The sequence below is a fragment of the Nostoc sp. NMS9 genome (assembly GCF_017114995.1).
Lineage (GTDB): Bacteria > Cyanobacteriota > Cyanobacteriia > Cyanobacteriales > Nostocaceae > Nostoc.
Genome location: NZ_JABXKL010000102.1, coordinates 17,226 through 42,869, shown reverse-complemented (window position 1 = coordinate 42,869; position 25,644 = coordinate 17,226). Strand labels below are relative to the sequence as shown.

General features: G+C 40.6%; 21 protein-coding genes, 2 pseudogenes and 1 CRISPR repeat array (1 of these 24 cut by a window edge). Of the genes and pseudogenes, 11 read left to right on the top strand and 12 right to left on the bottom strand.

The features are described 5' to 3' along the window. The 3 genes and pseudogenes from HWQ40_RS33870 to HWQ40_RS33860 all read left to right on the top strand — a co-directional run. A pseudogene (locus HWQ40_RS33870) lies at positions 1–528 on the top strand (hypothetical protein); the annotation flags it as partial. After that, positions 491–769, top strand: coding sequence for an AAA family ATPase (locus HWQ40_RS33865; RefSeq protein ID WP_292786654.1), 279 nt, complete (start codon positions 491–493; stop codon positions 767–769). The pseudogene HWQ40_RS33870 and the gene HWQ40_RS33865, both read left to right, overlap by 38 nt. 31 nt (positions 770–800) lie before the next feature. Continuing rightward, positions 801–2,108 carry a recombinase family protein gene (locus HWQ40_RS33860; protein WP_292786652.1) on the top strand — a complete coding sequence of 436 codons (1,308 nt, stop codon included), beginning with the start codon at positions 801–803 and terminating at the stop codon, positions 2,106–2,108. A gap of 13 nt (positions 2,109–2,121) precedes the next feature. On the opposite strand, the gene HWQ40_RS33855 is transcribed toward HWQ40_RS33860, so the two are convergent. After that, the gene (locus HWQ40_RS33855) at positions 2,122–3,291 is read right to left on the bottom strand and encodes a hypothetical protein (RefSeq protein WP_292786650.1); all 1,170 of its coding nucleotides are present in this window, start codon (positions 3,289–3,291) and stop codon (positions 2,122–2,124) included. A 599-nt stretch (positions 3,292–3,890) separates the two neighbouring features. Here HWQ40_RS33855 and HWQ40_RS33850 point away from each other — a divergent pair. Together HWQ40_RS33850 and HWQ40_RS33845 are read left to right on the top strand one after the other, a co-directional pair. Beyond that, positions 3,891–5,510, top strand: a complete 1,620-nt coding sequence (locus HWQ40_RS33850; protein ID WP_292786648.1) for a glycosyltransferase family 39 protein — start codon at positions 3,891–3,893, stop codon at positions 5,508–5,510. Between the two features lie 129 nt (positions 5,511–5,639). After that, positions 5,640–6,647 carry a hypothetical protein gene (locus tag HWQ40_RS33845; RefSeq protein WP_292786646.1) on the top strand — a complete coding sequence of 336 codons (1,008 nt, stop codon included), beginning with the start codon at positions 5,640–5,642 and terminating at the stop codon, positions 6,645–6,647. Between the two features lie 176 nt (positions 6,648–6,823). Here HWQ40_RS33845 and HWQ40_RS33840 read toward each other — a convergent pair whose 3' ends face one another. The 5 genes from HWQ40_RS33840 to HWQ40_RS33820 form a co-directional block, all read right to left on the bottom strand. Beyond that, positions 6,824–7,105 carry an adenylate/guanylate cyclase domain-containing protein gene (locus HWQ40_RS33840; protein ID WP_292786644.1) on the bottom strand — a complete coding sequence of 94 codons (282 nt, stop codon included), beginning with the start codon at positions 7,103–7,105 and terminating at the stop codon, positions 6,824–6,826. A gap of 202 nt (positions 7,106–7,307) precedes the next feature. Continuing rightward, complete coding sequence (locus HWQ40_RS33835) at positions 7,308–8,714, bottom strand: pentapeptide repeat-containing protein (protein WP_292786642.1); 1,407 nt, start codon at positions 8,712–8,714, stop codon at positions 7,308–7,310. A 10-nt stretch (positions 8,715–8,724) separates the two neighbouring features. Further along, entirely contained in the window at positions 8,725–9,042 is a 318-nt protein-coding gene (locus HWQ40_RS33830) for a hypothetical protein (protein ID WP_292786640.1), read from the bottom strand. Positions 9,043–9,259: 217 nt separating this feature from the next. After that, positions 9,260–11,272, bottom strand: coding sequence for a histidine phosphatase family protein (locus HWQ40_RS33825; protein ID WP_292786638.1), 2,013 nt, complete (start codon positions 11,270–11,272; stop codon positions 9,260–9,262). Between the two features lie 718 nt (positions 11,273–11,990). Then, positions 11,991–12,377, bottom strand: coding sequence for a hypothetical protein (locus HWQ40_RS33820; RefSeq protein ID WP_292786636.1), 387 nt, complete (start codon positions 12,375–12,377; stop codon positions 11,991–11,993). Positions 12,378–12,850: 473 nt separating this feature from the next. Between HWQ40_RS33820 and HWQ40_RS33815 the strand changes: the two are divergent. Next, positions 12,851–14,754, top strand: a pseudogene (locus HWQ40_RS33815) (chloride channel protein). Between the two features lie 127 nt (positions 14,755–14,881). On the opposite strand, the gene HWQ40_RS33810 reads toward HWQ40_RS33815, so the two are convergent. Then, entirely contained in the window at positions 14,882–15,295 is a 414-nt protein-coding gene (locus HWQ40_RS33810) for an AbrB family transcriptional regulator (protein ID WP_292786633.1), read from the bottom strand. A 454-nt stretch (positions 15,296–15,749) separates the two neighbouring features. On the opposite strand from HWQ40_RS33810, the gene HWQ40_RS33805 reads away from it, so the two are divergent. The 4 genes from HWQ40_RS33805 (at position 15,750) to HWQ40_RS33790 (ending at position 20,908) form a co-directional block, all read left to right on the top strand. Next, the gene (locus tag HWQ40_RS33805; protein ID WP_292786631.1) at positions 15,750–16,190 is read left to right on the top strand and encodes an Rrf2 family transcriptional regulator; all 441 of its coding nucleotides are present in this window, start codon (positions 15,750–15,752) and stop codon (positions 16,188–16,190) included. Positions 16,191–16,247: 57 nt separating this feature from the next. Continuing rightward, the gene (gene cbiB, locus HWQ40_RS33800; RefSeq protein WP_292786629.1) at positions 16,248–17,219 is read left to right on the top strand and encodes an adenosylcobinamide-phosphate synthase CbiB; all 972 of its coding nucleotides are present in this window, start codon (positions 16,248–16,250) and stop codon (positions 17,217–17,219) included. Between the two features lie 89 nt (positions 17,220–17,308). Next, complete coding sequence (gene pyrR / locus HWQ40_RS33795; protein WP_292786626.1) at positions 17,309–17,845, top strand: bifunctional pyr operon transcriptional regulator/uracil phosphoribosyltransferase PyrR; 537 nt, start codon at positions 17,309–17,311, stop codon at positions 17,843–17,845. Between the two features lie 480 nt (positions 17,846–18,325). Then, entirely contained in the window at positions 18,326–20,908 is a 2,583-nt protein-coding gene (locus tag HWQ40_RS33790; protein WP_292786624.1) for a GAF domain-containing protein, read from the top strand. A 42-nt stretch (positions 20,909–20,950) separates the two neighbouring features. Here the strand turns inward: HWQ40_RS33790 and purN are convergent, their stop codons facing one another. Beyond that, on the bottom strand, positions 20,951–21,613 hold the full coding sequence (gene purN, locus HWQ40_RS33785; RefSeq protein ID WP_292786622.1) for a phosphoribosylglycinamide formyltransferase: 663 nt from the start codon (positions 21,611–21,613) through the stop codon (positions 20,951–20,953). Positions 21,614–21,637: 24 nt separating this feature from the next. Between purN and HWQ40_RS33780 the strand changes: the two genes are divergently transcribed. Beyond that, entirely contained in the window at positions 21,638–22,519 is an 882-nt protein-coding gene (locus HWQ40_RS33780) for a carbohydrate ABC transporter permease (RefSeq protein ID WP_292786621.1), read from the top strand. Between the two features lie 274 nt (positions 22,520–22,793). Here the strand turns inward: HWQ40_RS33780 and HWQ40_RS33775 are convergent, their stop codons facing one another. The 4 genes from HWQ40_RS33775 to csx18 form a co-directional block, all read right to left on the bottom strand. Further along, the gene (locus tag HWQ40_RS33775; protein WP_292786620.1) at positions 22,794–23,360 is read right to left on the bottom strand and encodes a thermonuclease family protein; all 567 of its coding nucleotides are present in this window, start codon (positions 23,358–23,360) and stop codon (positions 22,794–22,796) included. Positions 23,361–23,566: 206 nt separating this feature from the next. Beyond that, positions 23,567–23,845 carry a CRISPR-associated endonuclease Cas2 gene (gene cas2 / locus HWQ40_RS33770; RefSeq protein WP_292786617.1) on the bottom strand — a complete coding sequence of 93 codons (279 nt, stop codon included), beginning with the start codon at positions 23,843–23,845 and terminating at the stop codon, positions 23,567–23,569. Beyond that, positions 23,846–24,838, bottom strand: coding sequence for a CRISPR-associated endonuclease Cas1 (gene cas1, locus HWQ40_RS33765; RefSeq protein ID WP_292786615.1), 993 nt, complete (start codon positions 24,836–24,838; stop codon positions 23,846–23,848). A 46-nt stretch (positions 24,839–24,884) separates the two neighbouring features. Continuing rightward, positions 24,885–25,148, bottom strand: a complete 264-nt coding sequence (gene csx18 / locus HWQ40_RS33760; RefSeq protein ID WP_292786612.1) for a CRISPR-associated protein Csx18 — start codon at positions 25,146–25,148, stop codon at positions 24,885–24,887. Positions 25,149–25,447: 299 nt separating this feature from the next. Next, positions 25,448–25,644: direct repeats of the CRISPR family, unit length 36 nt; it runs 935 nt beyond the window's last position.

Here is a 25,644-nt window from a genome sequence, read left to right as displayed (position 1 = left end):
ATGGGATATCACGATTACTCCAGTTTGATTGGGATCTTATTTTCTTGCAAGTCCCTTATTGGTTGGTCTTTATTAAGTGGGTTAGGCTTGGCGTTGCCTTATGTATACGTAATCCAGGGAGTGCTAGGTGGAACCCATACATTAGGAGATTTGGCCCTTTACACTGGGGTAATTTTGGAAGTGCGCCGGAGTTTGGATAATCTGATGTCTGGCGGGTCAGAGTTATATAATATTGCACTAGCAACAACGCCGATTTTCCAGCTTTTGGAGTTAGAGCCGCAGTTGTCCTCTTCTCATGCAGAGTTGCAATCAAAGTCAGTAACAAAGGTATGGAAAGAAGTCAGAGAATCGGCTGCTAACAATCAGAGCTTTCAAAGAAATGGGAATCATCATCGGCAAGTTTTATCAGCTGTGAATGCAACTGAGTATGAAGCATTGCAAACAGGTATTTACATCAGAAATCTGGCAAAGATTAGCAATCGCTCGTGCCTTGCTGCGACTCTCTCCAGCCGAATTAGTCATCCTTGACGAACCAACAGCAAACCTCGATCCGAAAACAGAACATGAGATTTACAATATTTTGCGTAACCTAGCGAAGGCTAGAATAGCCGTTGTAGTTAGCCATCGCCTCGCTTTGGCAAAACTAGCAGATCGAGTAGTAGTACTAGAACACGGTCAAATTATCGAAGTAGGCACTCATGATCAACTCATGGCACTAGGCGGACAGTATCACTTAATGTTTTGTCGTCAAGCTAGTAGTTATAACTGATACCATTTCTTTGTAAGGCTGCACTAAACCTTTGAAAATAATTGCCTACTCTTACACCGATCCGCTATTAGAATCTTCTCCCGATCTAGCCGATTGGGGATGGGAGGTGGATCGGGTTTATGAAGATTTGGGCAAGCCAGACTCTTCTGCACGATCGCAATTACAACAATTATTTACCGATTGCCAAACTGAACCAGCAGATTATCTCCTGATTCGTCGGTTGGAAGAATTGGGCGATACTGTAGAGGAAATTAGCGATCGCCTTAATCAACTCGAAGTCATGGGAATCGCAGTAATCGCCACTGAACAGCCCTACACTTCCGAAAATTACCCTCTGGGTGCTAACTTGCTGAATTTGCTACACGCAATCCAACGACAGCAACGTAGTCGTCGCATCCGTCAAGGACACGCCCGTAATCGTCTTGAGGTTGCACCGCCACCCGGCAAAGTTCCCTACGGCTATCGCAGAGGTAAGGGAAAATATACCATTGACCGCAGTACTTCACCAGTAGTAAAAGATTTTTTTGAACACTTTTTACTCTATGGTTCCCTGCGGGGTTCAGTGCGTTACTTGGCGAAAAAATACGGCAAGAAAATCTCTGTAACCACAGGAAGACGTTGGCTGACTAATCCAGTTTATCGCGGCAATACAGCCTACCAAAATGGTGAAATTATCTCCAATACCCATATTCCGATAATTTCTAAGGAAGAAGCAGCCCAAGTTGACCGACTTTTACGCCGTAACAGCCGTTTACCATCCCGAACTGCTAGCGCACCGCGTTCTCTGGCTGGGTTGGTTCTCTGTGCTGAGTGTCAGTCACATCTGACAGTTACCCGTGTTACCCAACGCAACCAAGATAAAGAGTATCTTTATTTACGTTCTACTAGCTGTCCCCAAAGCCCCAAGTGTAAGGCTATTCCCTACCAAGAGGTGTTGGAACATACCATTGAAACCGTTTGCCGTGATTTACCTCTGGCGGTAGCAGGAATGAATTTTCCTCAGTTGGATGCATTCAAGAATAGTTTAGGGCAAGCGATCGCTCGTCAGCAAGAAATACTTGCTCAGTTACCCGCTTTAATTGAAACTGGAATTTTAGATGCCGAAACAGCAAAGTTAAGGGCTTACAAACTCCGCACAGAAATTTCTGCACTTGAAGCAAAGCTAGCAACTCTCCCTCCAGTTAACTTGCGTTCTGTTGCTCAAGCTGTTTCTATACCACAATTTTGGTTAGATTTGTCGGAAACAGAACGACGATTTTACTTTCGAGAATTTATCAGACAAATTGACATTACTCTTCAGAATCAAGAATTAAAACTCCAAGTTATTTTTATTTTTTGATTTAATTGAAACGCTATTTTTGAGACGGTTGATCCTTAGTATACGCAACAGGTTTTGGCCCTGCATTCCGCACATTGATAACTTTATTAAGGATATCAAACCAAAAAGGCGCACCCATAGCAATAGCAAAACCACTCACTATCCAACCGCAAATTAATTTAAAAACCTGTGAAGTTCTGATATAAACTCTATTCGATTTCGTCGTATCTAATAACTCAAACTGTTGATTAATATTTTGCCATCCAATCGGTATAGAAGCATTTCCTAATAGTTTCTCAATATCCCTTCTGGCTGCTTCATCATTGATATAATCGATTCGTTGACTTGCACTTTGAGTAATGGTAGAGCGGATAACCGAATCCTCCGATAGTCTTTTAACCAAGTGAAATGTATCAGTATTGGTTAAAAAGGCAACTGATATTCCAATTAAAATAGCAACTCCTTTGGCATTGCGCTTATAAACACCGCTTGCTCGATCCATAGAGCGATCAAACCATGTTTCTACTTCATTTTTAAATTGATTCGCTTCCTCTGTGAGATCGCCAATCTTTATCCTGCTACGTTGAGCAATTACACTAAGGCTCTTGATTAAACTATTAGGGACTTCATCAGGTAACTCATTATTAACAAAATCTATAAATTTCTGGTCAATCTCTCCATAAATTTCTTGAATTTTTGTGTAACTTGCACTATTTGGATTATTAATACCTTTTTTAAGTTCTTTATAAGAGGCTAATATCATCTGCAAGTTGGTTTTTGCTTCTTCACTAGGATGTTTAACATGATTAATTAGCTGGGGAATTTTTAAGGTATCTAATAAAGTAATTGCAAATGTTTCAGAAGGAAGATAGGAAGGGCCACTTTGTTTTTCTAGTACTAGTTTATCAGGGTTTTTGGTAATTTCCTGGAAATGCTTTTCTACTTTACCCTTGGCTTGTTGATTCAATGTATTAATCAAAGGATCGTTATAAAGTTTCTGTACCAACTGGATTGCATTAATAATATCTGATTTTTCACTTTCACTACCACCTGATAAAAGTAATTCAATCGAAGTTCTTAAATGTTTAGCTCTCCATTGTAATAATGTAGCGATTATTTCCTGGATTTCCGAAGCTAGCAAGCTCAAAATCAAGTAAATAAAAACTAAGCCAAGAGTAATATCTACAACTACAGGTAAATTCATTGACAGTCTCCAATAAGTTTTTAGCTGTTTATTGTTATCAAAAGTATTTAAAATATTGTATATCATATCTATTATATACAATATTTACTTAATTAAATTTAAAATATATTTTTTCTTTATTTAGATAATTTTATTCAACCAAAATAAATTTTCAATTCTTAAATATACTTTTAATCAAGAAATAATTATATTTATCGTAAAATTTTTATTAAAAAGCATTATATATAGTTCTTGAAAGGATTCAACAGACTATTGAATTAGTGTAGAGATCGCTTATTAAGTTTATGAAATTATAAAAACTAAGTAGATAAAATTAAAACCAATGGTCACATACAAAATAAAATACAAGTTTATTTACGGACTATATAACAGGTAATAAATTATTTATCACTTGTATTATTTTTATCATTTATTAGCTTAAATGTTATTTAAATAACCAATATAATTTTTTTAAAAAATAGCGCTAATTATAAAAAATTGAGTTAATCTTGGAAACTAGCAATTGTTAAAAACATACGTTGTTACTGGGTGGCAACATTGGAGATTCGCTAGATGTCTCTATGTAATCAAACCAGCAAGTAAAATGATTACCAGAGAATATGCAAGAAGGAAGCTTTATTTGGAGTCATCTGGAAAAACAGCATCGCACGGTTGGAAAATGGATTGATTGGGTATGGCTAATAGTATTGCTGTTGGCAGCAGTATTACTGTTTAGCATCAATCTGGGAGGGTTGCCGTTGCGAGATTGGGATGAAGGTACTGTGGCACAGGTTGCTCGTGAAATTTGGCACGCCCCAGCTGGTTCAATGCCTTGGCTTTACCCAACGTTAGGAGGCGAACCATATCATGACAAGCCGCCTTTGATGCATTTGCTAATAGCTTGGGCTTATTCTCTAGGAGGCGAAAATGAGTTGACAACACGCCTACCTGGAGCAATTTTAACAGCAACATCTGTACCTTTACTGTATTGCATTGCTCGAGAAATATTTCGCCAACGTTGGGCTGCTATTTATAGCGCCTTGATTTACCTAACAATGCTACCCGTGGTACGTCATGGGCGGTTAGCAATGTTGGATGGGGCGATGGTAAGTTTTTTGATGGTGATGATGTTGTGCGTGTTGCGATCGCGCCGAGATTTACGTTATTGTCTTGGTATTGGTGTTAGTTTTGGGTTTATTTGTTTAACTCAAGGATTGCTAGGTGTATTACTCGGTGCGATCGCACTTGTATTTCTGTTTTGGGATACGCCACGACTGCTCACTTGTTACTATCTCTGGATAGCAATCTTAATTGGCATTCTACCTGTAGCTGGTTGGTATGGTGCCCAACTAATTCACTATGGTTATACTTTCGCCCAAATTGGTATTGCAAACCCATCACTAGGCCGAATTGGCTCAGTTGTAGAAGGGAATTCTGAACCACCTTGGTACTATGTGATTGAACTTCTCAAATACACATGGCCGTGGTTATTATTCTTACCACAAACTGTCCGCTTAACCTGGGAAAATCGCAACCTTAGCTGGGCAAAACTAGTAATGGCGTGGAGTGGGGTTTATCTGCTGGTAATTTCCTTCATGATTACGAAAGTTCCCTGGTATCTATTCCCGATTTACCCTAGTTTAGCTTTAGCTTTTGGTATCCAATTATCAGAAACGGAAAATTCGCCTTTACTCTCATCCTATCCCCGTGCTTGGGTTGCTGGTTTGGCAATACTTGCTGTGGCTGCTTCTGCTGGTAGCATTTATTTCAGTGCGGGTACAACACCAAAAACAGACTTACAACTGATTTTTGCCGCCGTAGCTTTAACTATGACCTTAGCAGCTATATTGGCAGAACGAGGCGACGGACAATTTCTGAAGATTTTGTTTTGGGGAAGTTATATTTCGCTGCTACTGTTAATGAAATCTAACTACTGGGTTTGGGAATTATCTGAAGCCTATCCAGTTAAACCAGTCGCCGCTATGATTGTACGAGCAAATCCAGCGACGAGGAAGATTTACACTTCTTTTCCCTACCATCGTCCTTCGTTGGATTATTATAGCGATCGCACCATCATTCCCGCTTCTGTTGGTGAACTGGAATATTATTGGCACTACAACGGCCAACCCTACTTTCTACTTCATGCATCTGATTTCAACAATCTTGAACTAGAGTCGATGAAGCTAATTGACCAAGCTGAAGGTTGGAAGTTAGTCACAAAAGATACTAATCGGCTGTAAAAAGTCCAAGATTTAGTTTGAAGAAATGATAAACTCCGTAATCTTGCGGTTTTGCCCGCGAGATTAATTTTTCTATGCTGATAAATATTACGAAATATTTTATTCATTAAATTTAGCAATCAGGTGCTTATGGAGTTACAAAATATTTCATTCTTATCAGAAGAAGTAGGAGAGCTTGAGACAGCAGCAAACCAATCATTTTCAGAAGCCTGGGCGAAGAAATATTTGCGAAAGCTAGCTGAACAAGACGATCGCGTTGAAGTTATCAAGCGCAGTGGAATCGCAACTGAGATTGCAAGAACGTTAATGCAAACACTCAGAACCACGAGTATTCAAGCATGGACAAAAACGGAAGCACTTTTGTCTCAAGAGGTGATTCGGCATCAAATTGACCCTCAATTGATCGATCCGTGGGCAGTCACAAAGGATGCTCACCAGATTTATCAAACTGCCCTCTCAGCCTATGCTGAACAAATTCCCCCACCGAAGTTTTCTACTTGGATTGCCAAAGATTTGGGAAACATTCGGCAGAAGTACATGGCAGATGATTCTAGAGCGATCGGATTTATTAGTATGCAGTTCCACTACAGCGGACAAATGCTGCTCAACTTGACACCGCCGGCGCAGCAATCATCGCTGAGTGCTTACTTCAAGGTGATTGATGACCATCTCTATATGCCTCTCCAGCGTGCTTACCAGGCAGCAGCCCAATATGCTTACGACGCACCACCGTTACAAGCTGTCCAGCAACTTTTACCGTTGTGCAGCGAGATTGCAATCAAGATTGTGGAACAGGCGATGCAGTTATATCCCAATTATCATTGCTACACAGGTCGTTTAGATGACACCAACATTCAAATTTCGAGTCTTCGTGATATAGAGATGTTTCAGGTCTATCTATGGGTCTGTGTTTTGGAGAACAATATTAGCGCCGTACAACAAGAGCTATTTCCCCTGTGTATCATGCTCTATCCCCGATTAAAGGTACGCTGGGAATTGGTTCGGCACTTGATTCACTCGCTCGGCACTGAGATCCGTTCTCGTCTGGAACCGCAACAGGCTGCTTATTTTCTCCCTTACTATAAATCTTTGTGGGCAATGTTTTCACCCCAAGTATTGCCGGATAGTAAATTATAAATGCTTTAGTGTCCCGATTTTCCAATTGCACAATAAATTAGATAGGTATAAAAAAAATAGGCAAACTGGAGTATTTAAGCATACTAAGTACTGACAAATTTCAATTACTTCAAAATTTTAATAGGCAATTCAACCTCAGCATTGGACGAAACATCTGCCTGTTGAGCCATATTTACCTACTCATAAACTTCTTCCTCTCGAACACTTACTGTCTGCTTAGAATTTTTGAGTTGCCAAGCCACTAGCTTTTCTTTTCCAGGTTCTTGAATTTCACCAAAGAGCTTAAAATCGTAGATATCGTGCAGGCGATCGCAGACCTTCTGAGAAACTAAGATAGCTTCTGGCGGACAAGCAGACTTCAACCGATTGGCAATATTTACGGTATCGCCCCAAACGTCGTAGAGCAATTTATTTTTGCGGGCAAATGCATCTAAAGTATAAAAATCCTTTAATAGCAAGGGTTTCGGCGTTTTTTCATTTAGCCTGTTTTTTCGTCAAGATCCTTATCCAGCAGGGGTTTCAGAAATCCCGTGCGTTCACCCTGCCAAATTCATCTTGCGAACCCGATTTCACAACCGCATCAAATTCCCCAGCCCCCACATTGCAAGCGCTTTCGATTAAAGTATTGATGGGTTTGACAAAGATTGCGGAATTGTAACTTCAGCGATCGCTAAGTGAAGATTTATATCGTGAGCCATTAGGCATAATCGCACCTTCCAGGAAAGCATTACTCAGTTCAGAGTCGCTCACTTTAGCATTCTTGAGATTAGCACCAGTTAGATAAGCTCCTTCCAAATTAGCACCACTCAAACTAGCATCTCTCAAATCTGCACCACTCAGATTGGTATGACTCAAATCTGCACAAATCAAATTAGCGCCACTCAAATTTGCACTACTAAGATTAGCCTGATTCAATCGAGAAAAACCCAGTTTTGCATAACTTAAATTTGCACCACTAAGTTTAATCTGACTGAGATTAGCATTATCTAAATTGGCATAGCTGAGATTGGCATTAGTAAAATCGCTTTCCATTAAATTAGCTTTACTGAGATTGGCATGGGAGAGATTAATATCTACTAACTCCGCACCAGGAGCATCCAAACCTCTTAAAGAAACACCATCCTTATTCAAATCTTGCAGTGCCAAAATTCTGGCATAACTAACTTTCACACCGTGTGCTGCATCAATCGTACTCCAGGCTTGATAATGAAATTGTTTTCTGCGATCTGGAGCTTCCTTAATGAATAGAACTAGCGCCACCACCAAACTGATAGTGTCAGCAGCACCCAAAGCCTTTGCCAGCAGCGAATTCTCATCGACAATTACAACAACTACGGTAAAAATGACTACTGAAACTATACAGACTAACCATGTTGGTGCTATCCAGAAAGTATCAATAAGTTTTTTGGGAATTTGTTTGAGGACTTCACTTAATGGCTGTTCTGATATTTTGGTCTGAAATTGCTGATAATTAACGGTCAAATCATTGATAATTTCTTTTAAAACTTCACCATCTAACTGAACTGATATCAGAGATTTTTTCTCTGCTTCTGCTGTAGATTTAAATAGTTGATATTCTTTTTGAATTTCTGTTTTTAATATTGCAGGTTTTGCTAAAGTTTCAGTTTGTTTTTCAGCTTGGACAGGTTTTGGTGAAGATTCTTCTCCCGCGCCTTTTAACATCAACGCAGTAATAGCTCTAAAAGCATCTAGCCAAGCTTTTTTGACTTCAGTAGTCCAATCTTGCTGGAGATATTGCTCAAACGTTACCAGTAGTGCTTCCACAACTGGTCCATAATGTTTGGGAATAGCTCCATAGCCGACGTGTCTAGCTCCTAGAGCCTTGAGAACTGGTTCTAAAGCTTCTGGGTTGCGGAGATTTTCTACTACTAAAACCAAAGAACTTAATAGTTTTTTCTCTTGCTTTTTCATATCTGTTTTAGTAAACAGTGGTTTCATTTCTGGGTGAGCTTGAAAAAGATTATCGTAGAAACTGGCTGCAAATTCATCAGCGCGTGGTTTAACTTTTTCAAAGCTTTGCTCTAAAAGTTCAACATTTAAAGACATACTTTTTCTTTTACAAACTCAAATTTTCTAATTCCTGCCATAAAGTAGCCATAAAATCATTAGCATCCTTAATACCCATATTTGCCAGTGCTTTCCACTCTTCAGTAGTGTAATCTAAATCCTGTCCCATAATGTCTTGAGTCCAATAAGGTAACTTAGATGGATTTTCTATTAGGTCATAAGTCATTTCTAATATTTTGGTTCCTGGAGTATTTTTCCCAGCCTTTGTAGTCAGGCAAAAAGCCAGTAATTTAGCTAGATTGCTTTCCGGGGGAATAGATATCAGGAAAGCCATATTTTGTGCTAAGATAAACTTGTCTAATTTCATATTTATTTTTTCTTAATTTACAAACACTTTCACAAAGGCTTTTTATTCTAGATTTAGCAAGTAAAAATGTACCTTTTCCAAATTTATATTAGAAGAATGATGTTGATTGCGGTACAAAATACTTTTCATGATAGAAGAAAGGCTTTTTTTAAATCCCATTCACGATGGGATTTAAAAAGTCTTTCTCAGCTAAATCTGTTGAGAGAGCAATAATTAATTATCTTTCTACCGGGGATGCAGCAGCAGAGACAACGTTAAGGTTAGCAACTAACCCGTAGGTTGATACATACTCTTCTAACTCTACTAAATCGACTGTGCCATTTTTATCGGCGTCAAGAATGTTGAAAAGAAAATCAGTTACGTACCTCCTGACATCTTCAGAGCTACGTTCGCCTGTTGTCATATCTTCTATTCGACCTAAAAGCTCCATAATCTCGTCTTTATCGAGTGCATTGCTGCCATCTGTATCCAATTGCTGGAACAGTTTTCTCACATCTTCTGTTGCCATTCTCGAAGAACGCAGTGTTTCTCGCAATAATTCATTACCAAATGAATTCATAAACAATATCTGCTCAACAAGTGGTATGCAGAAGAATCCCAGTGCTGCCCAAAAAATTGCATATCTTATGGCGTCGGGATTTGCAGTTGCACTAACTCCGAGGAAAAGAGCAGCCCAAAGGAAAAAGTTGGGATTAACAAGCAGGATATAAGCATCTCTAGCTTCTGCCTTATTCAGCTTGCCTTTTGTAAACACTGAAGTTAATACGGCAAAGACGCGCATTAAGATAAAGACTAATGTTGCCACTGCCAGTTGTTGCAGACAAGCTAGCGATCGCGTTGCATCCGTTGAGAAAAATAAATCGCCCAGGAATGTTGATGGAGTAAACTGAAACCCAGTTGCCAAAGCCATTAATGCGACAGCAAGCACTCCAATAAATTTCCAGTTCTTACTGTGGTGATTTGATTCAACAGGAGATTTGTCACGCCAAAATTGAGCGATCGCTCCCGGTATTGCCAAACCAACAATTAGAATGACACCGAAAAATATCAGGCTTGAACTGTTAATTGGTAATTGTTTTGCCAAGCCAAATGTCACAATCAGTGCAGCTGGAGCGATGATTGATAACGTCCTTGATAAGATAGCCGAGGGATAAAGATTACCGCCCCAGAGTACTGATAAAACTGGGGAAGTAAGGGCGGGTGGAACCATCCAAAAAAGCACCCACATAACTTTGTACAAATCCCCTGGATTTTGATACAAGATTCCAGAAAATATTAAAAGTAGCCCAACTACCCATCTCACCAACATCCAGGCGTAGACTATATACTTCACTGTTGAAGTTACTTTGCGTTTACTCGCTGCAAAGTCAATATCCAGGTAAGTATAAAACGTTGAAGCCGCCAGACAGACAACGATGATCGCTCGAAATAGTTCTGAGGGAATTCCAACTGAGGAGGCGCTAATTGCCCTTACCAAGCATCCCAGTAAGAACGCAGCAGCATAGAGCAAAATTGCCCACATAATTGACAGATCGTTGATCTGTTTACGTTTTTCAGCTGCACCACCGGATTCCTTGTCGCGAAACTTGACTAGCTCCTCACCACTGAGAGCTTTACCATTAGGGAGTTTTAGATGTTTATAATCAGTCGGTGGTAAATCACTTAAATAAAGTGCTAAAGGCTCCAATACATATTGGTGGCAGACTACTAAAACAGTTTCGCCCCGTTTCAAGTGCGGTACAACCTTGTCCTCGTAGAAACGTTCAGCGCGATAGTAAACTTGTGAAATCTTCTCGCCAGCCGGAGGTGCTTCGTTATGGGAATGCAACATTTCCTCGAAGCCTTCGTAGCCAAGGGCAAGACGAAGTAGATTTAGGTTACGTCCTGCAAAAATGCCAAAGGATTTCTCGCTAATCCGATGGTCAATCTCAACAGGAATATCGGGCGACTTCAACGCCTGACTTTCAGCAAGGGCGATTTCACAAGTTTGCCGCGCCCGCCTCATGTGAGATACGTATACTGCATCAAACTTCACACCCTTTTTCTTAATGTCAGCACCTGCACGGCGTGCCTGTAACCTACCAAATACGGTGAGGTCAACATCTAGTATTCCTGCAAAAATGTTGCGTTCGTTGCTAGTGCTTTCACCATGCCGAATAAAGTATGCACGTCCTGGATAATCATCCTTTTGTGCAACAGACGCGCTGGTAGAATTATTAGTTTTTACCACAATTGTTAATAGTTTGAAGTTCGATATGTTAACCCTCTTCCATCACTCTCACTAACTAAAAATCGAAGCTAACTTTTAAACCTCATATAATAGTCAGAGGGTTAAAGCCTTTATTTTTTAACACAATGTTAGTACTCTTGATTTTTTGGTCAAAAGTCTTGTGCCATAAGAAATTTACATTTATTCTCTGGCAAGAGTAATTAAGGGCGTTAAAGTAGAATAAGGCTAATTCACAAATTTCTCAATGGCTTTTTAAGTTAACTTTTTACAAATTTAGTAAAGATTTAATGCTTTTTCCAAAATAGGGAAATATTTACTAGCATAGTTTGGCGGAAATAAAGAGATCATACTTGTGGAACAAGAAATCATCAGGTTAATAACTGTTGTTTGGGTGCATTATATACCTGCACTTTTGAGAATGGTTTCCCTGACAGCACCCAAATTAAAATTATCGGGGGGACTGCATTCAACACTTTTGTTCAACTAATAGAGATACGACTAAAAATAAATGTAAAGATGTAGCACTGCTACATCTTTACAAGAGTTATAGATAACGCATATTTAATTTCATTAGATGTCTAATGGGCGATCACTCTTTAAAGGGACATAATATAAAACCGTGTCCTATTTGGGGTAATAAGACACGATTTTATAAGAGCATTTAGTTATAATATTACAAAAATCAAAGTAGAATTTGATTTATACCAAAGTAATCGATTTACTGAGATTTGTTTCCTGGGTCATTAACTTTCTCTGTTGTGGGAAGAATTTGGCGATCATAGCTTGTCTTTTCTTGGGTCAAAGCGATCGCACTAAAAAAAATGGCACTACCTACAGCCAAGGCTACCATAGGACGCTTGAGTAGGACAAAATCTCTGATAATCCTCGCTAAAGGTCGGCTTTGACGACGTAGCGACGAAGACATCATCAATTGTCTCCAAGTAAACGGATCGCGGACATAATGACCACTTTGGCAAACTACTAGCCTTTCCTGGCAATAGGGACAGCAAAACAAGCCCATGCGCGTTTTAACTGGTTTTGGCGTGGCATTTCTTTGGCAAATTGGGCAAGTAACATAATGATTATCAAAAGTGTGTATATTCATTTACCTCATCCGCCTAGTCCATTTACTCGCTCTATAACAATAGCTATATTGAATTGGGATCAATTTACGATCTAACATCAGGCATCAATCATACATACATTCTATTACTACCAAGGATGGCTTAATGGTCGCAACACGAGTATAGCTAGATTTAAGCAAGGATGACTCATAGTTAATGTTTACGGGTGCGTCCACCCAGCCGAAAAAACTTTGTTGTCTCTAGAAAAAATAGCGTTGGCGATCGCTCGCACCCCACTAGCCGCAGCTACGCCTAACTTAGGTATCGCTGACCCTTAAATAATTCTCTCTCATTTAACCATTCTCCCCACAAAAATTTTGCACAATGACGTTTTTAGTTAAAGCTTTGTAAGTTAAGCAAATAAAGTCTACTTGTCCGGTTGCTAAATAATGGCTCACAATGATAAGTAACAGATAAAAATTTAAATTTTTTCTTACATTTACCCCGCCTCTCAATGACTCTCTTGCCTCCCACTCAACTGAGGAAGGTAACGGAACAACCTGCCTTTCCTACACCTTCCGCTCATCTAGCTCACCTAATTAATCGTTTTCAACCATCCCCAGAAACAGTTGTGCTGTTTTTAGCCATGCTCATTGGCGGTGGTACTGGTATGGGTGTAGTCACCTTTCACTATTTAATCCAGTTGGTTCACCAGCTGATGCTGGAAAATTTAATGGGTCAAATTGGCGCCTGGGGTGCTTGGACTTTAGCCTGCGTTCCCACCCTTGGCGGATTAATTGTTGGCTTGATGCGTTGGCGTACTCAAGACTTTGGCCCTGGACTTTCATCTCTCATCGCCGCTTCTCAGGGAACAGAGATTAAGCGACCACTACGACCAGTGACAAAAATGCTGGCTGCATCTGTTTCTTTGGGGAGTGGTGCTTCTTTGGGGCCAGAGGGGCCGAGTGTCGAAATTGGCGCAAATTTTGGAATGTTGTTCTCTGTGATCCTCAATGTATCTCAAGAACGACAACGTTTGCTGTTAGGTGCTGGCGCGGCGGCTGGACTGGCTGCGGGATTTAATGCTCCCATCGCTGGAGTCTTTTTTGCCCTAGAGGTGGTGATGGGAGCTACATCTTTTGCTACTTCTGCTGTCAGTGTGGTGCTGCTAGCAGCGGTGGTAGCAGCATTAATTGCCCAAATTGGTTTGGGGGCTCAACCTGCTTTTGATTTACCTGTTTACCAAGTTCGCAGTCCCTTGGAATTACCTCTTTATCTTGGTTTGGGTTTAGGGGCCAGCCTAGTTTCTCTGGCTTATACTCAATCAATTCGTTTAGCAAAAGCCTGCTTTGCTGGGAAGGTTCCAGGTTTTGATTTTTTGGGACGAATTCCTCAGCCAATTCATCCAATTATTGGCGGTGCGATCATTGGCGCTGTTGCTTTGCACTTCCCGCAAATTCTGGGTGTCGGTTATGAAACTGTAGAAGCAATGCTTCAAGATGTGGAGTTTCCACTCTACTTATTGGTGGTGTTGTTGGTGGTGAAGTTATTGATGACTGCAATTAGTGCGGGTAGTGGTTTCATCGGTGGTTTGTTCGCACCAGCAATGTTTTTAGGTGCTTCTTTTGGATCGGCTTACGCCAAAATGTTAGCCGTAGCATTCCCCACAATTTGCGATCAAATGGCGGCTCCCCCAGCTTACGCAATGGTGGGAATGGCAGCAGTGCTGGCTGCTAGTGTGAGAGCGCCGTTAACGGCTATTTTAATGCTGTTTGAATTAACCCGCGACTATCGAATTGTTTTACCGTTAATGGCAGCTGTAGGTTTGAGTGTTTGGCTAGTAGAAAGGATTAAACCAACTTTTAACTCTAACTCTAATCTACAACAGATTGGGCTTTCGGAATTGAAAGATGAACAAGCGGAAATTGTGCAGCAAATTTTGGTCGAAGATGCCATGTACCCCTGTCCCAAAAAGTTACCTGCAACCCTGGGAGTATTAGATGCAGCTGTGGAAATGACCCGCGATCGCGTCCTTAGTGCTTTAGTATTTGATCAAGCAGAACAATTAGTTGGTATACTTTCTTTGGAAGATATTAACCGTGCCCTTGCTATTTGGCAAACATACTCAAATTCCCTAAGTGAAATTCCAGATAATTTATCCAGTCAAACTCTCATAGACATTTGTACTACTGAAATTCTCTATGCATGGCAAGATGAACTTTTATCTGAGGCTTTAGACCGGATGAGTCTTCGAGGTTTACATCAATTACCAGTGGTAGCACGAGACAAACCCGATCGCATTTTGGGTTTATTAGAAAAAGAGCAAATTGCATTAACCTGTAATTTAGCAGTAACACGCAAGGCACTTCGCCACTATTACCAGTCTTACCCACTACACATATAGTCATTAGTCATTAGTCATTGGTCATTGGTCATTGGCTTTCACAAAGGACAAATGACACTTGACTAATGACTGTTTATAGTCATTTTTTTTCACAAAGGACAAAGGACAAATGACAACGGAGAATTGACTAATGACTATTTATTAAGCCGTGGCTTCTATGGCTTCATCATCTTCGCGATCTTCTGGATCTACCTGTCTCAGACGAATGTGCTTTTTGCCTAAAGTGATCAAAAACTCATCTCCTGGTTTAAGATTCATCTGTTTTGTATAAGCTGAACCTATGAGTAAGTTACCATTCGATTGCACACTAATTCTATAGCTAGCACTACGTCCACCACGCCCATTAGCGCTGGGTGTACTGTCTAACTGAATGCCTTCAGCATCAATTAGGGCATTTAAGAACTTCATCATATTGACGCGCTCTATACCATTTTTGGTAACGGTATAGTAGCCGCACTTCTTGGCTTTGTCTTCTTTGCTCTCGCTCTCTAGCTCTTTGACTTTTTTGAGCAGTTCTTCACCGAGTAGGGGTTCAATTTTTTTCTGTTTAGGCATCAACTTAGGTCGAAAATGAATGTTTGAAGTGTTTGAATCGATTTTATTTTAGCTGAGGTTGAGCTAACAGGAACATAATCCTTTAGTTTTTATCTCAACCTAGCCAAGTATATTACACTCAGATGCACAATTGTTATGCCATTACCAATATTGCTAAGACAATCTATTTTAGATAATGCTGGCAATGCTGATAACTATATATATGTATATAGTTTGTGAATTACTGCTAGACTATATTTGTTTTAAGTTTTCTAAACTAACGCTCTAAAGGTTGTCTCTTTCTTAAGGATGAGAACTGAGTCATAGAATGATAAGCAAAACTGATCCTTAGTCATTGGTTATTTAGAAACGACAAACTAAAGAAGTTTAAGAGTCGGAAGCCGACCATCAGAATTTCTTTTCAGGGAGATGCAGTGCCAACGAAGACAAAGGACAAAGAACAAAGCTTGCCAAAATGAAATTAACTACCAGAGGACACTATAGTGTGAAGGCGTTGCTAGATTTAAGTTTACAGCCAAGATATGGGCCTGTATCTGTGAGAGCGATCGCTAAACGCCAAGATATCCCAGCTCCTTACCTCGAAAAACTACTAATAGAAATGCGTCGTGCGTCTTTAGTGAAATCAATTCGTGGTAGCATCGGCGGATATCAATTGGCAAGAGAGCCTGCACAAATATCTATAGGACAAATTTTAGAAGCTGTTGGCGAGACTAGCCATTTACCTCATCACACCCCAGCACCTACACAAGCCGAAGATTGGGTAACGTTTAGCCTCTGGCAGAGACTCAACCAAAAGGTTAAAGAAGCTTTATACAGTATTACTCTGGCAGACCTTTATTACGATGCTCGGAGTCGGCAAGCTTCCCTTGGAGAAGAAGCTAGTTTTGTGGTTTAGTCAAGAGTCAATAGTCTAAATATTGACCCTTGACTTTTAACCCTTAACTCGTGACTTATGACTAATAATATCTATATCTTAATAATTGCAGCATTTTTAGATTACTTAATTGGCGATCCTTGGGATTGGCCTCATCCAGTGCAAGTTATGGGGTGGCTAATTTCTCGCCTAACCAAATTTTTTCTCCAATTGTGTCAAAGTTCTCTAACACAACGCCTAGCTGGAATTTTACTAGGTATTATTTTAATAATTGGTAGCGGTTTTGTTGGCTTTTTGATTATTCAAATTGCCAGATGGGTTCATCCACTCTTAGGAATTGCAATAGATAGCATTCTTTTGGCTAGTTGTTTTGCTGGCAGAAGTTTGCGAGCAGCAGCGGAGGCTGTTTTACAACCTTTAACAGTGGGAGATTTGGAGAAGGCTCGAAAAATTTTAAGTAATTACGTTGGTCGAGATACCCAAAACCTCTCACAAGCAGAAATTTCACGAGCCGTTTTAGAAACGGTTGCAGAAAATGCCACCGATGGGGTCATGGCTCCGCTTTTTTATGCAATTGTTGGTGTCTTTATACCAGTTATGGGGCCAACTCCCTTGGCTTTAGCATATAAAGCCAGCAGTACCCTTGATTCAATGGTAGGCTATCGAGAAGCACCCTATACTTATTTAGGATGGTTCTGTGCGCGGTTAGAAGATTGTTTGACTTGGCTACCTTGTCGGTTAACAGTCGTGACTCTGGCGCTGCTATCGGGCAAACCGATGCATATTTGGCAAATTTGTCGTCGGGATGCAATTAACGATCCTAGTCCCAATTCTGGCTGGAGTGAGTGCGCCTATGCGGCATTTTTGGGTGTGCAAATGGGGGGTACAAATTGGTATCGGGGAGTAGCTAAGTACAAACCACTGCTAGGAGATGCTATTTATGCCATTACTGCAACTTCTATTCAGAATGCTTTACAGCTGACTCGATATTGTTTTTTGCTATGGTTAGGGATAGCGATCGCAATATTCTTAATGCTCCCAAATAGGTAATGAGAAATATAAAGTTAGGAGTTAGGAGTTAGGAGTTAAGAATAAAAACTCCTAACTCTTAACTTATCACTCCTAACTGATGACTTGCTATGTCTGCCAAAGTAGTTGAAATTCTCTCATCCGAAGAAATCCGTCGTACCTTGACTCGCCTTGCCTCTCAAATTGTCGAAAGGACGCGTGATTTGTCTGAGCTGGTACTTCTTGGTATTTATACCAGGGGTGCGTTATTAGCCGAATTATTGGCGCGTCAAATTGAGACGCTCGAAGGTGTAGCAGTGTCAGTCGGTGCTTTGGACATTACATTTTATCGAGATGACCTTGACAAAATTGGATTGCGGACTCCAACGAAAAGCGAAATTCCTTTTGACCTTACCGGGAAAACGGTTGTACTCGTGGATGATGTGATTTTCAAAGGACGGACGATTCGCGCTGCTTTGAACGCAGTCAACGATTACGGTAGACCAGAAGTGATTCGTTTAGCTGTGTTAGTAGACAGAGGCCATCGAGAATTACCAATTCACCCAGATTTTATTGGCAAGAAGTTGCCTACAGCTAAAGAAGAAATTGTCAAAGTTTACTTACAAAATTCTGATGGACGAGATGCAGTCGAGTTGATTGCAGATTAGGCTATGGGGGCAGGAGGCAGGAGGCAGGAGGCAGGGGGCAGGAGGCAGAAGGCAGGGGGCAGGAAGTACAAACTTTTTGTGTCTGATGCATAAATCCTGCATTTTGTCCCTCATGTACTTGAAAACTAATGTAAGTAATCAAGCGGACATGAGATTACGGGTAAGGGTAACTGTGAAAAGAAGTCTGTAGAACCTCGTTAAAAAATAAAGATTGTTTGGCTGTCTTGTCAGCAAACCACAACTTCTAATGAGAAAATAAGACATTACAACCAAGCGATCGCAATTTGATTGTTAACAAGCTCGTTAATCAAACCCGACTTTTTTGAGGTCAAAGAGCAAAAAAGCCTTATCGGACATGAAGTAGAAAGCTTGTGCCATAAAATACTCCTGAAAGCCAGTCCTTATTGAATAAGGTTTGTGTAGAATTTGGTGGTGAGGTTATTTACTTGATTCTCAATTGCAACAATCCAGGTTTCATTTATGAGTCAGTCTTTTTCTCAAAACCAAGCAAGACGAAATCGTCAACAGAGACTCTGGCAACAAAAATGGAGTTTAAAGACTAAAGCAATGGTTTGGGCACTAAGTATCAGTGTCCTTCCTGTAGTTGCAATTGGAACAGCTACTTACAACTATGGCATTGATTTAATTAACACACAAATTCCGCAAGTCAGCCAAGAGAGTGCACAAAGTTCAACAGAAACTGAACTTGTCCTACAAAGACAATTGTCACTCTTGTTAACTGGTATGGGAGTGACAGCAATTTTAGCAGGTGCGATCGCTATTTTTGTGACGAATCGAGTTATGAGTCGAGTCAGCAATGTTGCTACAATCTCTAATAATATTAAAAAGAGGCTACGTCCAGACAGTGAGTTTACTCAAGTCTTCATTGCTAGCCAAGATGAATTAGTGATGTTAGAGAGAAACATCACCTTATTTACAGACCTGCTTTCGGTTTTAGTACAGGAGAAAGAAGCCGAAGCTGATTACTCCCAACTATTAATAAAAATTACCCGTTGGGTTCGAGAATCATTCAATCAAGAAGATGTTCTCAAAACTACCTCAGAAGAAATTCGTAAAGCTTTAAGCATCGATCGCGTAACCATCTTTTGCTTCGACTCCAACTATAATGGAACCTTCATCGCCGAATCGGTAGCACCTGGTTTACCGAAAATATTAGGGGTTACAGTCTCTGAGCCTGGATTTGAGGCAGAGTATATAGACAAATATCAGAATGGTACTATCCATGCTATTGATAATATCCATAAAGGCGATCTCAGTGATGGTGATATTGAATTGCTGGAGCAATTTGCTGTCAAATCTAATTTAGTCGCACCTATTCTCAAAGGCAAACAGCTATTCGGTTTGTTGATTGCACATCAATGTTCTAGACTTCGCTTTTGGCAACAGTCTGAGATTGATTTGTTGGCTCAGATAGCCATGCAAGTAGGATTTGCCCTTGACTACGGCAACCTTCTACAACAAGTAGATACCAAGGCAGATAACGCTCAGGTATTTATCGAAATTACCCGCAGCATTCGCCAATCCCTCAACGAAGAAGATGTCCTCAAAACCACTGTGGAAGAGGTTCGTAAAGTACTGAGTACTGACCGAGTGCTGGTTTATAGCTTTGACGCTAATTGGTCTGGAATTATAATTGCCGAATCAGTGATTCCAGGTTATCCCAAAGTTTTGCGGTCTGAAATCCAAGACATCTGCTTCGGTCAGGGTTATGTAGAAAAGTATCAGTCTGGTCGCGTTGTAGCCACAAACAACATTTATGAAGCTGATTTGGCTGACTGCCATATTAACTTACTCGAATCCTTTGCTGTGAAAGCAAATTTGGTCGCCCCCATTCTCAAAGATGAACAGTTATTTGGCTTATTAATTGCACATCAATGCTCCAGACCCCGTGATTGGCAACAATCTGAGATTGATTTATTTGCCCAGATAGCGATGCAAGTGGGGTTTGCTCTCGACCATGCAAGACTCCTGCAACGAATCGAGGCTGAGGGTGTGCAAAGTCAGTTGTTAGCAGATACTATCGGCAGTATTCGCCAATCACTCAACGAAGAGGATGTCCTCAAAACCACTGTGGAAGAGGTTCGCAAAGCTTTGAGTACCGACCGAGTGATGGTTTATAGCTTTGATGCTAATTGGTCTGGAATAGTGATTGCTGAATCAGTTGTTCTCACCTACCCAAAAGTTTTGCGAGCTGAAATCCAAGACCCATGTTTCGGTCAAGGCTATGTAGAAGAGTATCAGTCTGGTCGCGTTCTCGCAATAAACAACATTTATGAAGCAGGTTTGGCTGACTGCCATATTAACTTGCTCGAATCCTTTGCTGTGAAAGCAAATCTGGTCGCCCCTATTATTAAAGATAAAGAGCTATTTGGCTTGTTAATTGCACATCAATGCTCCAGACCCCGCGATTGGCAACAAGCTGAGATTGATTTATTTGGCCAGATGGCAATGCAAGTAGGATTTGCTCTCGACCATGCAAGACTCCTGCAACGAATCGAAGCTGAAAGGATGCGAAGTCAGTTACTAGTGGATATTATCCGCAGCATTCGCCAATCCCTCAAAGAAGAGGATATCATGAAAACTACTGTGGAAGAGGTTCGCAAAGCACTGAGTACTGACAGAGTGTTGGTTTATAGCTTTTACGCTAATTGGTTTGGAATTATTATTGCTGAATCAGTGGTTCCAGGTTATCCCAAAGTTTTGCGGTCTAAAATCCATGACCCCTGTTTTACTCAAGGCTATGTAGAAAAGTACCAATCTGGTCGCGTTGTCGCAATCAACAACATTTATGAGTCTAGTTTGGCTGATTGTCACATTAAACTGCTCGAATCTTTTGGTGTGAAAGCAAATTTAGTAGCACCAATTATCAAAGATGAGCAGCTATTTGGCTTGTTAATTGCACATCAATGTTCTGAACCCCGTGATTGGCAACAATCTGAGATTGATTTATTTGCCCAAATAGCTATGCAAGTAGGATTTACTCTCGATCATGCTAGGCTCTTACAAGCGTATCAAGCTGCTGAAGCTAATTCTGATGAATAGTAGGGGCGCGCAGCTGTGCGCCCCTAATTGATATATGTATTTTTACGTTACGCTTAATGTGACTTTTGACGAAGAAGCTGCCAGAGCGATCGCTAATGGTAAAATTCGATGTTCCTGAATTTGAATCCTGGCGTGGAGTGTTTCTGCTGTATCATCCGGCAGCACTGGTACTGCGGCTTGCATTAATATTGGGCCGCTATCCATTTCTAAGCAAGCTATATGCACTGTACAACCAGTGATTTTTACACCAGATACCAAGGCTTGTTCTACAGCATGAATTCCCTTGAAACTAGGTAACAAACTAGGATGGATATTAATAATCCTCTCAGGAAAGGCATCAATGAAAACTGACGTTAATAGTCGCATCCATCCTGCCAAAATCACCCATTCTACATCGTAGTGCCGCAATGTCTGCACAATTTTTTCATCAAACTCTTCTCGATTTTGATAGTTGCGGTGATTTAATAAGACAGTTTCTACACCTCTATTAGCTGCTCTGACGGCTGCTTTCGCCGAGGGGTTATTGTAAATTAAAACTTGAATTTGGGCATTTAGCCGCCCATCTTGGATAGCTTGGGCAACTACATCAAAATTGCTGCCATTTCCAGAAGCCATAATTCCCAGTTTTAAAGGAGCGAATTGTTGGCAATTATCGCTAATGTTGGGAGAAATTAAGCTCAGGGTAGAATCAAGGCAAAGAGTCATAACAGCTAGGAGGGTTAATTATAGATGGCAAAAATATATACTAAGTCGTGGTTGGATAATGATACAGTAGCGGCGTGGATTTTTCTCGCACCAGCATTAATTTTGCTGGGTGTTTTTATCATTTGGCCGATTGCCTATTTGTTCTACCTCAGTTTCACTGCTGGTAGTTTCACCTTAAAAGGTATTTATTGGATAGGCTTAAAAAACTATTGGCGCTTGCTACTCAACCCCGACTTCTTGCAAGTGCTGGGTAACACCTTTTATTTTACGATCGCCACTATCATTCCCAGTTTAGTTATCTCCTTGGGATTGGCAGTACTATTAAACCGTTCTATTCCCTTGCGGGGCATCCTGCGAAGTGCTTATTTTCTACCTTCAATTATCTCACTTGTGGCAGCAGGTTTGGGGTTTCGCTGGCTGTTTCAAACATCAGGGCCAGTTAACGGACTTTTAGATTTTTTTGGCATTTCAGAAATACCCTGGCTAGGAGACACATTTTGGGCAATGCCGGTAATTATTTTAATGAGTATTTGGAAACAACTCGGTTTCAATATGGTAGTTTTTTTAGCAGGATTGCAAGCAATTCCCTCTAGTCGTTATGAAGCAGCAGACTTAGATGGAGCAAATGCTTGGCAACAATTTTGGTATATTACTTTGCCGGGATTGCGCCCGACTGTCATATTTGCAATCATCACTACTGGAATTTTTACATTGCGGAGTTTTGAGCAATCTTATGTGATGACTGGCGGTGGACCACTGAATTCGACTAATTTGCTGGTTTACTACATTTATCAAGAGGCTTTTGGTCAGTTTGATTTTGGTTATGCAGCAGCAGGAGCGACTGTGTTACTAGCAGCAACGTTGGTACTAGTTTATTTGCAACTGCAAACTTGGGGAGAGGAGTAGGGGGAGACAGGGGAGCAGAGGCTACGGTGTACACACAAGTCAAATTACCCCCCTCAATCCCCCGATGCATTGGGGGAAGCCGGAAATCTAGTTCCCTCCCCAATGCATCGGGGAGGGTTAGGGTGGGGTAAAAACCAGATTCGTAAACTACTTCAGACTTGTGTGTACACCGTAGGGGGCAGGGGATGGGGGAGTTTTGGAAGTTGCTAAATCATCCCGCTTTCTCTGCAATGTTAAAAAATGTCGTGCATTTAATTAGAAATAGCTAGAGTTTCTATTTCTTATATAGGCTGCGATATTCCCAAGGATTCACAAATTTAGTATCGCTCCAAACGCCGAGCCGTTGTTCCTTGGCCTTAACTTCGGCTTGTTGAACTAAATCTTTACTAGGACACTTGTTTAAATAAGGACGATACACTTTTGCCAACCCTTCTTGCAACAATACCTGTTGCACAAAAGTGCCATTTTTTAAACGGACTTCGGCAATTTTACGCCCATAGCGATCGCTATCGGTGATATTCAAAGTCACGCGATCGCCTCCTTGTTGTACCAGTTGTTGCACCCGTTCTTGAGCTTTCACACCCCAAGTAAATTGATTGCGATCGCTAGTGCGTCTACTCTGTTTTTCTTTGTTTGTATGGGCTATTTCTGGCGCATCTACACAAGCAAAGCGCACGGTAAAGTTTTTGCCATTGGTATCTTTCACTACTAAAGTATCGCCATCACTGACTCGCTCAACCGGTTCTCCAGAATTACCGATAAAGCGATCGCAGCCCATCAAATTCAAAATTATGATAGTTGCACAAAGCCAAAATCGCACTGGTTTAGTTAATTTCTCCATCCAAACTTACCTGCATTACCTCTGTGGAATGATATTAGCAAAATACAAAGATATATTTTTTTCATTGCACCTTACTACCTATTTTTATGTCAGTCAAGGTGATAAAGAAAAGTTTTGTCACCTGTAGTACCGTAAATAATACTCATCTAATATGGTAATTATTTAAACTAATTTTCCTTCTCTCAGAGTAACCGAAGAGGAGTAAATCAGATAATAGTTGAACCTGGAAGTTCTGTAACTGGTGGTTCTCCCCAAGTTTCAATTTGGTTAAACGTGTGTCGGCTGAGGGGATAAAACCGCACGCTGTCTTCTGAAACTTTCACTTGTTTATGAAGTCTTTTTCGCAGTTCATTATATTTATTTTGGTCAAGAACACATTCAAATACTGAATATTGCACTCGTTGACCATATCCTTCTAATAAATCAGACACTTTTTTGCGTCTTTTATCGCAAGATATGTCATATACTATTACATAAAATAGCATTCAACGAATTTCATAAGGCTTATAGAGTTTGCTAGGCTGATAAACGAATTCTTTAAAAGATTTAATTTGCTGTGTCATTAAATCCCAACGAGGTTGTTTTTCTCCCTGAGAATTTTGTACTTCTTCTGACAAGCGTTGTAAAAAATATTTGATATATTTTGGGCGACCAGAGTTATTCAGATAGCAACCCCCATCATGATATTCAAAATCGTTTTGAGTATCCATGACTTTGCTATTGATTAACCAAAGTACCAGAGAATCAATAATTGGGGCACGAAATTCTTCAATTAAATCGGAAGCAAGAGCAGCATGACGTTCTGTGCCTTGATGTAGACAAGCGTAGTAAGGGTCTAGTCCTTGGAGTTCAATTATTGTCAACAGGTGATTCCATAAGATTTGGTAGCCAAAACTCAGCATCGCGTTCACCGGATTTCCTGGGGGACGGCGGCTACGCGCTAAAAATACAAAATCGGGATTATTCAAACATTCACCAAAGGCTGAAAAATACTGCGCTGCACCAGCCCCTTCTAATCCCATCAATCGCTCTGTCGTTTCAGCTTCTCCTGATTTTTGTCCTAAAACTTCTAAACTTTTGATGGCAATTTCAGCCGTTTCGGACGGGTTACGCCGTTGTTGTCTCTGTAAAAATGTGCGGCTATTTTTCAGTTTGGCTTGGACAATTTTTCTAGCTGCTAACAAGCGTTCGATTGCTGTTAATTGTTGCTGATAACGAGATAATTGACGATATCCCCGTTCAATTGGCATGAGCCGACCATAGCAGTATCCCATCCGGGATAGATAGGCAATGGGGATATCTCGCCATAGACAAGTACGAATCGCCTGGGTAGTGATTTGAGATTTACCAAATATTAGTATTTGTTCCAGCAATGGTAATTGTACTTCGCCATGAATAGTTTCTCCTTGTTTAATAATTAGGGTTTCTGCTTTGAGGCTGATATAACAACCTTGTCGGGAGACGTAGAGTGTCCGCATAAAATTTCTAAATAATATCAAAAGAAAAGGGTTAAAATGTTGTTAGTTATTTTTTACTTTCTTTGGTCAGTTGTGACTGTTGGGAAATGATTTCGGCTTGCAACTTTTTAATTTGGGATGGTTGCAAAAAATTCACTACAGCATCACCTGCTGTAGCGTTGACAAAGCTGGCGACGGCGATCAAGATTGTATTGATGATTACTGCTGCTAGCCCCAAAGGTGCTATTAACAAGATAATTAGAGTGATAGCACCGTTGAGTAAGGCTATCCCAAGATTACGGATTAATGCAGCGCGAGAAGAGATATACATAAATATGATGTTTGATGGTTGTTTCTGTTTTTTCTCTATACCTTAAAAGTAGGTGCTGGTTTGAGATCCTGCTAGTGGTTTCATGCGAATGACAAATTTACTAAGTTTTTTTACTTTCCCTGCGGCGGGGTCGGCAAAACTGGGAAATGCCTATGTTCTCGTTGACCCTGCCGATGTCTCTCTGTACAAGGATTCCAGCGTTTTTATATTTCCTTGTAAAGGTAAAAATTTCTCTATTCACCGACCCCGTCGCAAAGAGCATCTGGACATCAGGCACCATAAGAGTTTAAATAAGAGGGGTCGCTTCTCTTCAGAGAAGTGGAATTAATGGAAACGTGACAGGCTCGGGTTCACCCACGGCCAGGTCGGGTCGCTTCTCTTCAGAGAAGTGGAATTAATGGAAACTTCTGCATGGCTTGGATGGTCAAATTTGTCGATTGCCCATGTCGCTTCTCTTCAGAGAAGTGGAATTAATGGAAACTGTACAAGACCTTAA

Excerpts from the sequence above, each read along its gene's own strand:
- HWQ40_RS33845 (WP_292786646.1), top strand. The coding sequence starts at position 5,640 with ATGGAGTTACAAAATATTTCATTCTTATCAGAAGAAGTAGGAGAGCTT.
- cbiB (WP_292786629.1), top strand. The coding sequence starts at position 16,248 with ATGACTAATAATATCTATATCTTAATAATTGCAGCATTTTTAGATTAC.
- HWQ40_RS33790 (WP_292786624.1), top strand. The coding sequence starts at position 18,326 with ATGAGTCAGTCTTTTTCTCAAAACCAAGCAAGACGAAATCGTCAACAG.
- purN (WP_292786622.1), bottom strand. The coding sequence starts at position 21,613 with ATGACTCTTTGCCTTGATTCTACCCTGAGCTTAATTTCTCCCAACATT.
- HWQ40_RS33850 (WP_292786648.1), top strand. The coding sequence starts at position 3,891 with ATGCAAGAAGGAAGCTTTATTTGGAGTCATCTGGAAAAACAGCATCGC.
- HWQ40_RS33810 (WP_292786633.1), bottom strand. The coding sequence starts at position 15,295 with ATGCCTAAACAGAAAAAAATTGAACCCCTACTCGGTGAAGAACTGCTC.
- HWQ40_RS33830 (WP_292786640.1), bottom strand. The coding sequence starts at position 9,042 with ATGAAATTAGACAAGTTTATCTTAGCACAAAATATGGCTTTCCTGATA.
- HWQ40_RS33820 (WP_292786636.1), bottom strand. The coding sequence starts at position 12,377 with ATGAATATACACACTTTTGATAATCATTATGTTACTTGCCCAATTTGC.
- HWQ40_RS33855 (WP_292786650.1), bottom strand. The coding sequence starts at position 3,291 with ATGAATTTACCTGTAGTTGTAGATATTACTCTTGGCTTAGTTTTTATT.
- HWQ40_RS33805 (WP_292786631.1), top strand. The coding sequence starts at position 15,750 with ATGAAATTAACTACCAGAGGACACTATAGTGTGAAGGCGTTGCTAGAT.
- csx18 (WP_292786612.1), bottom strand. The coding sequence starts at position 25,148 with ATGTATATCTCTTCTCGCGCTGCATTAATCCGTAATCTTGGGATAGCC.
- cas2 (WP_292786617.1), bottom strand. The coding sequence starts at position 23,845 with ATGCTATTTTATGTAATAGTATATGACATATCTTGCGATAAAAGACGC.
- HWQ40_RS33775 (WP_292786620.1), bottom strand. The coding sequence starts at position 23,360 with ATGGAGAAATTAACTAAACCAGTGCGATTTTGGCTTTGTGCAACTATC.
- cas1 (WP_292786615.1), bottom strand. The coding sequence starts at position 24,838 with ATGCGGACACTCTACGTCTCCCGACAAGGTTGTTATATCAGCCTCAAA.
- HWQ40_RS33835 (WP_292786642.1), bottom strand. The coding sequence starts at position 8,714 with ATGTCTTTAAATGTTGAACTTTTAGAGCAAAGCTTTGAAAAAGTTAAA.
- pyrR (WP_292786626.1), top strand. The coding sequence starts at position 17,309 with ATGTCTGCCAAAGTAGTTGAAATTCTCTCATCCGAAGAAATCCGTCGT.
- HWQ40_RS33780 (WP_292786621.1), top strand. The coding sequence starts at position 21,638 with ATGGCAAAAATATATACTAAGTCGTGGTTGGATAATGATACAGTAGCG.